Here is a 6,894-nt window from a genome sequence, read left to right on the forward strand (position 1 = left end):
CCGGGCGGCGGCTCCGTGCCCGCGCCGACCGGCGGCTCGTCCGCTTCGCCGGGCGCTGCCCCGGCCCCTGAGACCCCGCGTCCGAACCCGGTAGACCCGGCGTCCGGTGCCGCCGACCCCGGCCCCTGGCGGCCGTGGGCGGACGGACGGCCCGACCCGGGAACCACCCGCCCCTCCGGCACCAGGCGTGAGATAGTTCCCAACCACGATGGTTCGGGCTGGCGCTGGAACACCGTCAAGGAGAACGATGACCCGTAAGCCGCGTCGCGAAGTCTCCCGCACGTTGACCACGGCCGCCGCGGTGGCCGCCGCCGGAGGGCTGCTGGTGCCCCTCGGCGCGTCGGGGACGGCCGAGGCCGCCTCGTTCAAGAAGGCCGACGACGGGGCGTCCATCGCCTCGTACAAGTGGCTGAACAAGGGCAAGACCGCCTTCGACTTCACCGTGGACTCGCCCGCGCTCGGCGCGAAGCGCAACGTCCGCGTGCTGCTGCCGAAGGGCTGGAAGTACTCCTCCCCGAAGGCGTGGCCCGTCGTGTACGCGTTCCACGGCGGCAACGACACCTACGTCTCCTGGACGCGCAGCACCGACATCCAGGCCGTCGCGTCCAAGTGGGGCGCGATGGTCGTGATGCCGGAGGGCTCGAACGGCTCGTACACGAACTGGTTCAACTACGGGAAGGGCGGCCGTCCGCGCTGGGAGGACTTCCACATGAAGGAGGTCCGGCAGCTCGTCGAGCGCAACTACCACGCGGGCGCGTCGCGCGCCGTCATGGGGATCTCGTCCGGCGCGCAGGGCGCGTGCACCTACGCCGGACGGTACCCCGGCACCTTCCGGTTCGCGGGGTGCTTCAGCGGCGTCCTGTCGATGAGCATGCCCGGCATCCCGGCGCTGCTGCTGTACACGAACATGCGGTCCGGCACCGACCCGAACGCGATCTGGGGGGTCCCGCGCGTCCACCAGGCGAACTGGGACGCGCACGACCCCGTGAAGCTGCTGTCCAAGGTGCGCGGGACGAAGTTCTACGTGTCGGTCGGCAACGGCGAGCCGGGCCCGTTCGACGCGCCGGGCACCAAGCCGTGGGACCTCGGCTACCTCAGCGAGAAGGCCATCAACCCGACGGTGCAGGACTTCGTGAAGCGGGCGCGGCAGCTTCACGTTCCGATCACCGCGCACATGTACGGGCCGGGACGGCACTCGTGGCCCTACTGGAAGCGCGAGATGCACACGGCGTGGCCGCAGATCATGCAGTCGATCGGCGCCAAGCCCGTCCGCTGACCCGGCGGCCGGGGCCGGCGTCCGGCGCAGGACGAACGGCGCGGGGCGGCGGATGGTCCGCGGTGGATCGGCGGTGGTCGGTGGGCGGTCCGCGGTGGGCCGGTGGGCGTCCGTCCACCGGCCTCCCGGGGGCGCGTGCCGAGACCTCCAGGAAGTAGGGTGGTCGGCGACGGCTCGTGAGCGGAGGAGCACGCCGACGCCATGCTTGGCCCCCCGGAAACGCCACTGCCCGGCACCCGGTCGGCGCTGGAGCCCGACCGCGCGATCAAGCCCGGGCGGCACGGACTCCCGCCGGAGACGGTGGCGGCGATCCAGCGCGACCGGATGATCGACGCCTTCGTCCAGGTGGTCGCCGAGCGCGGCTACGCCGGTGCGACGATCGGGCGGATCACCGAGGCGGCGGGCGTCACCAAGAAGACGTTCTACACGCACTTCACCGAGATCGACGACTGCTTCCTGTCCGCCTACGAGCGCGGCACGGCGATCGTCCTGGACGGTATGGCCGCCGCGTTCGCCGCCGAGCCCACCTGGCCCGACGGCATCCGCGCCGCGCTGCGCGCCGTGCTGTCCATGCTGGCCGACGCGCCGCCGTTCGCGCGCGTGGCCATGGTCGAGGTGAACGCGGCGGGCCCGCGCGTGCGCCGCGCCCGGATCGAGTGCATGGAGCGGTTCCGGGCGTTCTTCGCGGGGCCGGGTGAGGTCGCGGTGCCGACCGTGGTGGCGGACGCCGTGGTCGGCGGCGTCTACAGCTCCATCTACGTGCAGATCGAGAACGGCGAGACGACGCGGCTGCCCGAACTGCTGCCGCAGCTCACCTACTTCGCGCTGATGCCGCTGGTCGGACGCCGCGCCGCGGCCCGCTACATGGAGACCGCGTCGGAGATCGCGAAGTAGTCGAGCGCGAACTTGGCGAGCGCCGGGGCGAGGCCGGGGAGCTCCTGCGTCCGTCCCGCCGCGACGCGGGAGTAGACGGTCCCGTAGATGCCGCCGATGATCGCGTCCCGGACGACGTCCGGCAGCGCACCGGGGCCGGGGCCGCGCAGCATCCCGCGCATCCCCTCCAGGAGGCGGAGGCGTTCGCGCTGGACGCCCGGTCCGGCGGCGCTCACGTCCAGGACGCAGGCGCGGGCGTGCGCCGGGGACTCGGCGACGGCCGTGAGGGCGCTGGCGAGCGCGGCCGAGAAGCCCGCCCGCCAGTCGGATCCGGCCGCCCGGAACGCCGCGTCCACGCGTGCCCGCAACAGCGCGGCCGAATGCCGGTACAGCGCGGCGAAGCAGTCGTCCAGATCGCGGTACCGCGCGTGGAAGTCCGCCTCGCTCAGTCCGGCGGCGTCGGCCACGTCACGCGGGCTGGTCTGGGGATACCCGCGTTCGGCCACGGTGCGGGCGAACGCGGCGAGCAGACGTCCGTGCTCAGGGTCGGGTGTCGTCATCGAGGGCTCCGCTTCCGGGACCGCCGCTCCCCGGCGTCCGGATCCGGACGCCTCCCGCAGTCAGGTTGACATGAAACACCACTTGGTTTCTAGTGGCTCTGAGAACTCCCGCATCCGGCCGGTGCATCCACCCCACCCGTCCCGAGAGAGGACGCAGCACATGCCTTCGCGGATCGTCAGCACCGCTCTGGCCGCCGTCGCGGCCGGCACGGGCCTCGTCGCCCTTGCCGCCGCCCCGGCCTCCGCCGCCGGCGGCATCTCGCCCGCCAGCACCGCCATCACGGCGACCAGCACCAACGTCAAGTTCAGCGGCACCCTGTCCGGGCTGCCGTTCTCCGTCACCTGCGCGTCGTCCACCATCAAGTTCGTCACCCCGGCCTCGGGCTACGGCCCGGTGAACCTCAACCCGGGCACCCCCGGCAACCCGAGCTTCACCGGCTGCAAGGACAACTTCGGTGGGACGGCCACCATCACGCCGAGCGGCGTCTGGACGCTGTCCGCGACCGGCGGGGCCTCGCCCACCGTCACGCTCACGATCCCCGTCGCCGGGGTCAAGTTCACCACCTCGACCCTTCCGTCGTGCGTGGTGACCGCCGCCCCGACGGCGCCCGCGCCGATCACCGGGCCGTACAGCAACACCGCGCACTCGATGAGCGTCAGCGCGACCGTGCCCTTCTCCAGCTCCGGCTGCGGCGCGGTCAGCCCGACCGGCACCGTGAGCGGGACCTACGTCACCAGCCCGGCGGTCACCATCACCTGACCACCGCGCGAGCGAGGCCGTCCGGCGCTCCGGACGGCCCCGCCCACCCCTTCCACGGGCCGCCCGGACACCCCGGGCGGCCCGCCCGCCTTCCCCCTTGCGTTCCCGCCCGCCTTCCCCCCGTGTCGCCGCGGAGCGGTGCGGACGTGGTGGGACGGGTGCGGTTGACAGGGCGGGGCGAATGGCCGGTTGAGGTCGCCGTGTGGCGAATGTCTTGACCTGAGAAACCCCCGGGTTTCTATTAAGGCCCACGGATCTTGACCTGAAGGAGGCGATGGCATGCGCCGTCGACGCAATCGCGCCGCGGCCGTGGCGCTCACGGCCGTCCTCGGCACGGCGCCCGTGGCCCTGCCGTCCGCCGCCCACGCGGCGGACGCGACGGAGTACGGGCTTCCCATCCCGGACGTGACGCCCACCGGCGTGACGGCGGCGAGCGGTGGCGGCGTGTGGTTCACCGAGTCGCAGGGAGGCGTGGGCCGGGTCGGCGCGAACGGCAAGATCTCCGAGTACCCGGTGCCGAGGAACTCGCAGAAGGGCACCGGCTACCCCGACGCCATCACCACCGGCAGCGACGGCGCGCTGTGGTTCACCGACGAGTCGACCCAGGTCGCGCGGGTCGGCCGGGTGGACGCGTCCACCGGCGCGGTGTCGATGTTCGAGCTGCCCGCCGACGCCGTCCCGGGCGCGCAGATCACCGGCATCGCGCCCGGCCCGAACGGCTCCATGTGGCTCGCGGCGGGCGGCAGCGGGGCGATCGTGAAGATCTCCGCCTCCGGCTCGACCGCCGCCGTCACCACCTTCGCGACCGGTCTCAGCCCCTACTCGGTCACCGACGGCCCCGACCAGGCCGTGTGGTTCACCTCCTCGGACGGGCAGATCGGACGGCTCGACCCCGCGTCCGGCGCGGTCACCACCTACCAGCCGTCGGGCGCGCTCGGCGGCTACCCGGCGCTCGGCGAGATCGTCACGGGCAAGGACGGCAAGCTCTGGTTCACCGAGCCGGGCAACGGCAAGGTCGGGTCGCTGGACCCCGCGTCCGGGCAGATCTCCGAGTACGACGTGCCGACCGCCAACGCGCGCCCGTCCGGTCTCACCGTGGGCCAGGACGGGACGCTCTGGTTCACCGAGTCGTCGGCGTCCAACCTGGGCAAGGTCGATCCGGCGAGCGGCCAGATCACCGAGTACCCGCTGCCCGCCACGCTCTCGGCGCCGTTCCGGGTGTCGGCCGGCGCGGACGGCAGGATCTGGTACACCGCGCCCGGTCGCGGCCGGGTCGGGTACGTGGACCCGGCCGACCCGCCGTCCGGCCAGCCCCACCCGGCGTCGCCCCCCTACGCCCCGGGGTCCCCCGGTGTCCAGGCCGGGTTCATGAACCGCTGCTCCATCAACACCCTCTGCATCACCCAGGTCACCACGGGCGGCAACACCAAGATCGGCTCGTTCGCGCTGACCCTGCCGCCCGGGGCGATCCGGATCACCGGCTCCCTCGGCGCGCCCGACTCGACCGGGTACCCGGTGCTGACGCCGCCGGTCGTCGGCCAGCAGTTCGAGGGCAGGCCGATCGACGTGCCGGGCGGCATGATCGGGCAGCTTCCGCTGGTCGGTCCCATCCTCGGCAAGACCCCCGCCGCGATGTGGGCGGTCAACAAGCTCACGGTCACCCAGACCCTCGTGGGTCCGGTCCACGTCCTGCCCACCCCCGACGGCGGTCTCGGCGCGCAGGTGAGCCTCAACATCCACCTGAACAACGAGCTGCTCGGCAAGAGCTGCGTGATCGGCCCGGTGAACGCCAAGCTGCTGCCGACCCTCCCCGGTCTGCTCGGCAACGACGTGCAGCTCGGCTGGGTCGGCGGGCAGATGGACATCAACGCCCCGATCGCCATCCCGAAGGCGTCCGGCTGCGGCCCGTTCGGCATCCTGGACGGCGTCATCAACCAGATGATGGGGCTGCCGTCGCCGGAGTCGAAGAACAGCATGAACCTGACCGGCATCCTGAACCTGGGCGGCGGCGTCAACCCGTCCAACACCCCGAACGCGCTGAAGGCGAACTCGTCGAACCCGACGGCCAAGAAGCTGCGCGCGCTCATCCAGGGCCCGAACGCGAAGCGGACCGTCAAGCCCGCCGCGCACGTGGCCGCGAAGCACACCTACCGCCTCAAGGCCCGCCACTGACCGGAGAGCGGCAGCCTTCTGCTCTGCCCCTGTGACCAAGGGACCAGCCTGATGTCCGCGGGCTGGTCCCTTGCCGCGTCCTTCCGGCGGCGTCGCGGCGCTACAGGCGGTCCAGGAGTTCGACGGCCCGGGCGACGCCGTTCTCGGCGCGGAGGCGGGCGCCCAGGGTGGCGGCGTTCTTCCTGATGTCCTCGCTGGTCGTGGCCTTGCGGAGGGCGGCGGCCAGCCTCGGCGCGGTCAGCGCGCGGAACGGGACGGGACGCGGGCCCGCGCCCAAGGCGGTCACGCGGTCGGCCCAGTACGGCTGGTCGCCGAAGAACGGGGTGACCACGGACGGGACGCCCGCGCGCAGGCCGGCCGCCGTGGTCCCCGCGCCGCCGTGGTGGACGACGGCCGCCATGCGCGGGAAGAGCCAGGTGTGCGGGACGTCGCGGACGGCGAGGACGTCGTCGTCCGAGGTGTCCGGGTCGCCCTGCACCACGCCGCGCAGTCCGGCCAGCCGGAGGGCGGTGCGGACGGTCAGGCCGGTCAGCCGGGCGTCCTTCGGGACCATGCTGCCGAAGCCGACGTAGACCGGCGGCGGCCCGTCGGCGAGGAAGGCGGCGAGGTCGTCCGGGGGCCGGTAGGACGGCTCGTCCAGCGTCCAGTAGCCGGTGAGGTGGACGTGCGGGGGCCAGTCGGGCGGACGCGGCACGACGTGCTCGCTGAAGCAGCCGAGGACGAGGGGTTCGTCGCGGGGCGCGCCGCGCAGCGGGAGCGGGCGCAGGCCGAGCGCGTCGCGGCGCCAGGGGTTCAGGAACGGGCGGGAGAGCTGCCAGGCGATCTGGTCGACGGCGGCGAAGCTCGCGCGGTTGCCCGGCCCGCCCAGGGAGCGCGGGACGAACGGGTGCGGGAACGCGGCGGTGGGCTGGCTCGGCTGGAAGTGGACCAGCGCCCACGGGACGTCCAGGTGCTCGCCGAGGTGCCGGGGCAGCAGGCCGAGGGTCGGGCCGAGGAGCAGGTCGGCGCCCCGCGACCCGGCCAGGCACTCGTCCAGCAGGCGGCGGGCGGACGGGCCGAGGATGCGCCGGAATCCGGTCAGGAAGCGCACCGGGTTCCGGCCGCCCGCGAGCAGTTCCTGCCCGGCGTCGGAGGTGAGGATCTCGGTCGGGTCGACCGTCAGCGGGACGAGCTCCAGCCCGGACGCGCGCGCCAGCGGGGCGTAGCGGGCGGCGGCGACCAGCCGGACGCGGTCGCCGCGGGCGGCGAGGGCG

At 73.5% G+C, this 6,894-nt stretch carries 6 protein-coding genes; 4 read left to right on the forward strand and 2 right to left on the reverse strand.

Annotation, left to right across the window (positions count from 1 at the left end; all coding sequences use genetic code 11):
* Positions 1-247 precede the first annotated feature (247 nt).
* Together DZF91_RS05185 and DZF91_RS05190 are read left to right on the forward strand one after the other, a co-directional pair.
* Positions 248-1,276: an alpha/beta hydrolase gene (locus DZF91_RS05185; RefSeq protein WP_235834095.1), complete on the forward strand. Its 1,029-nt coding sequence runs from the start codon at positions 248-250 to the stop codon at positions 1,274-1,276.
* A gap of 201 nt (positions 1,277-1,477) precedes the next feature.
* Positions 1,478-2,170, forward strand: coding sequence for a TetR/AcrR family transcriptional regulator (locus tag DZF91_RS05190; protein ID WP_117356354.1), 693 nt, complete (start codon positions 1,478-1,480; stop codon positions 2,168-2,170).
* On the opposite strand, the gene DZF91_RS05195 is transcribed toward DZF91_RS05190, so the two are convergent.
* Positions 2,137-2,709, reverse strand: a complete 573-nt coding sequence (locus DZF91_RS05195; protein WP_117356355.1) for a TetR/AcrR family transcriptional regulator — start codon at positions 2,707-2,709, stop codon at positions 2,137-2,139. The genes DZF91_RS05190 and DZF91_RS05195 overlap by 34 nt on opposite strands.
* 160 nt (positions 2,710-2,869) lie before the next feature.
* Between DZF91_RS05195 and DZF91_RS05200 the strand changes: the two genes are divergently transcribed.
* Both DZF91_RS05200 and DZF91_RS05205 read left to right on the forward strand, forming a co-directional pair.
* Positions 2,870-3,469, forward strand: a complete 600-nt coding sequence (locus tag DZF91_RS05200) for a hypothetical protein (protein ID WP_117356356.1) — start codon at positions 2,870-2,872, stop codon at positions 3,467-3,469.
* Positions 3,470-3,748: 279 nt separating this feature from the next.
* Entirely contained in the window at positions 3,749-5,641 is a 1,893-nt protein-coding gene (locus DZF91_RS05205) for a Vgb family protein (protein ID WP_117356357.1), read from the forward strand.
* Between the two features lie 100 nt (positions 5,642-5,741).
* Here DZF91_RS05205 and DZF91_RS05210 read toward each other — a convergent pair.
* On the reverse strand, positions 5,742-6,894 hold a 1,153-nt coding region (locus DZF91_RS05210; RefSeq protein WP_147341002.1), incomplete at its 5' end, for a glycosyltransferase.

The sequence above is a fragment of the Actinomadura logoneensis genome, assembly GCF_003428695.1.
Taxonomy (GTDB): Bacteria; Actinomycetota; Actinomycetes; order Streptosporangiales; family Streptosporangiaceae; genus Spirillospora; species Spirillospora logoneensis.

Bases quoted from the DNA above. Each gene is read 5' to 3' on its own strand.
- DZF91_RS05205 (WP_117356357.1), top strand. From the start codon at position 3,749: ATGCGCCGTCGACGCAATCGCGCCGCGGCCGTGGCGCTCACGGCCGTC.
- DZF91_RS05195 (WP_117356355.1), bottom strand. From the start codon at position 2,709: ATGACGACACCCGACCCTGAGCACGGACGTCTGCTCGCCGCGTTCGCC.
- DZF91_RS05185 (WP_235834095.1), top strand. From the start codon at position 248: ATGACCCGTAAGCCGCGTCGCGAAGTCTCCCGCACGTTGACCACGGCC.
- DZF91_RS05200 (WP_117356356.1), top strand. From the start codon at position 2,870: ATGCCTTCGCGGATCGTCAGCACCGCTCTGGCCGCCGTCGCGGCCGGC.
- DZF91_RS05190 (WP_117356354.1), top strand. From the start codon at position 1,478: ATGCTTGGCCCCCCGGAAACGCCACTGCCCGGCACCCGGTCGGCGCTG.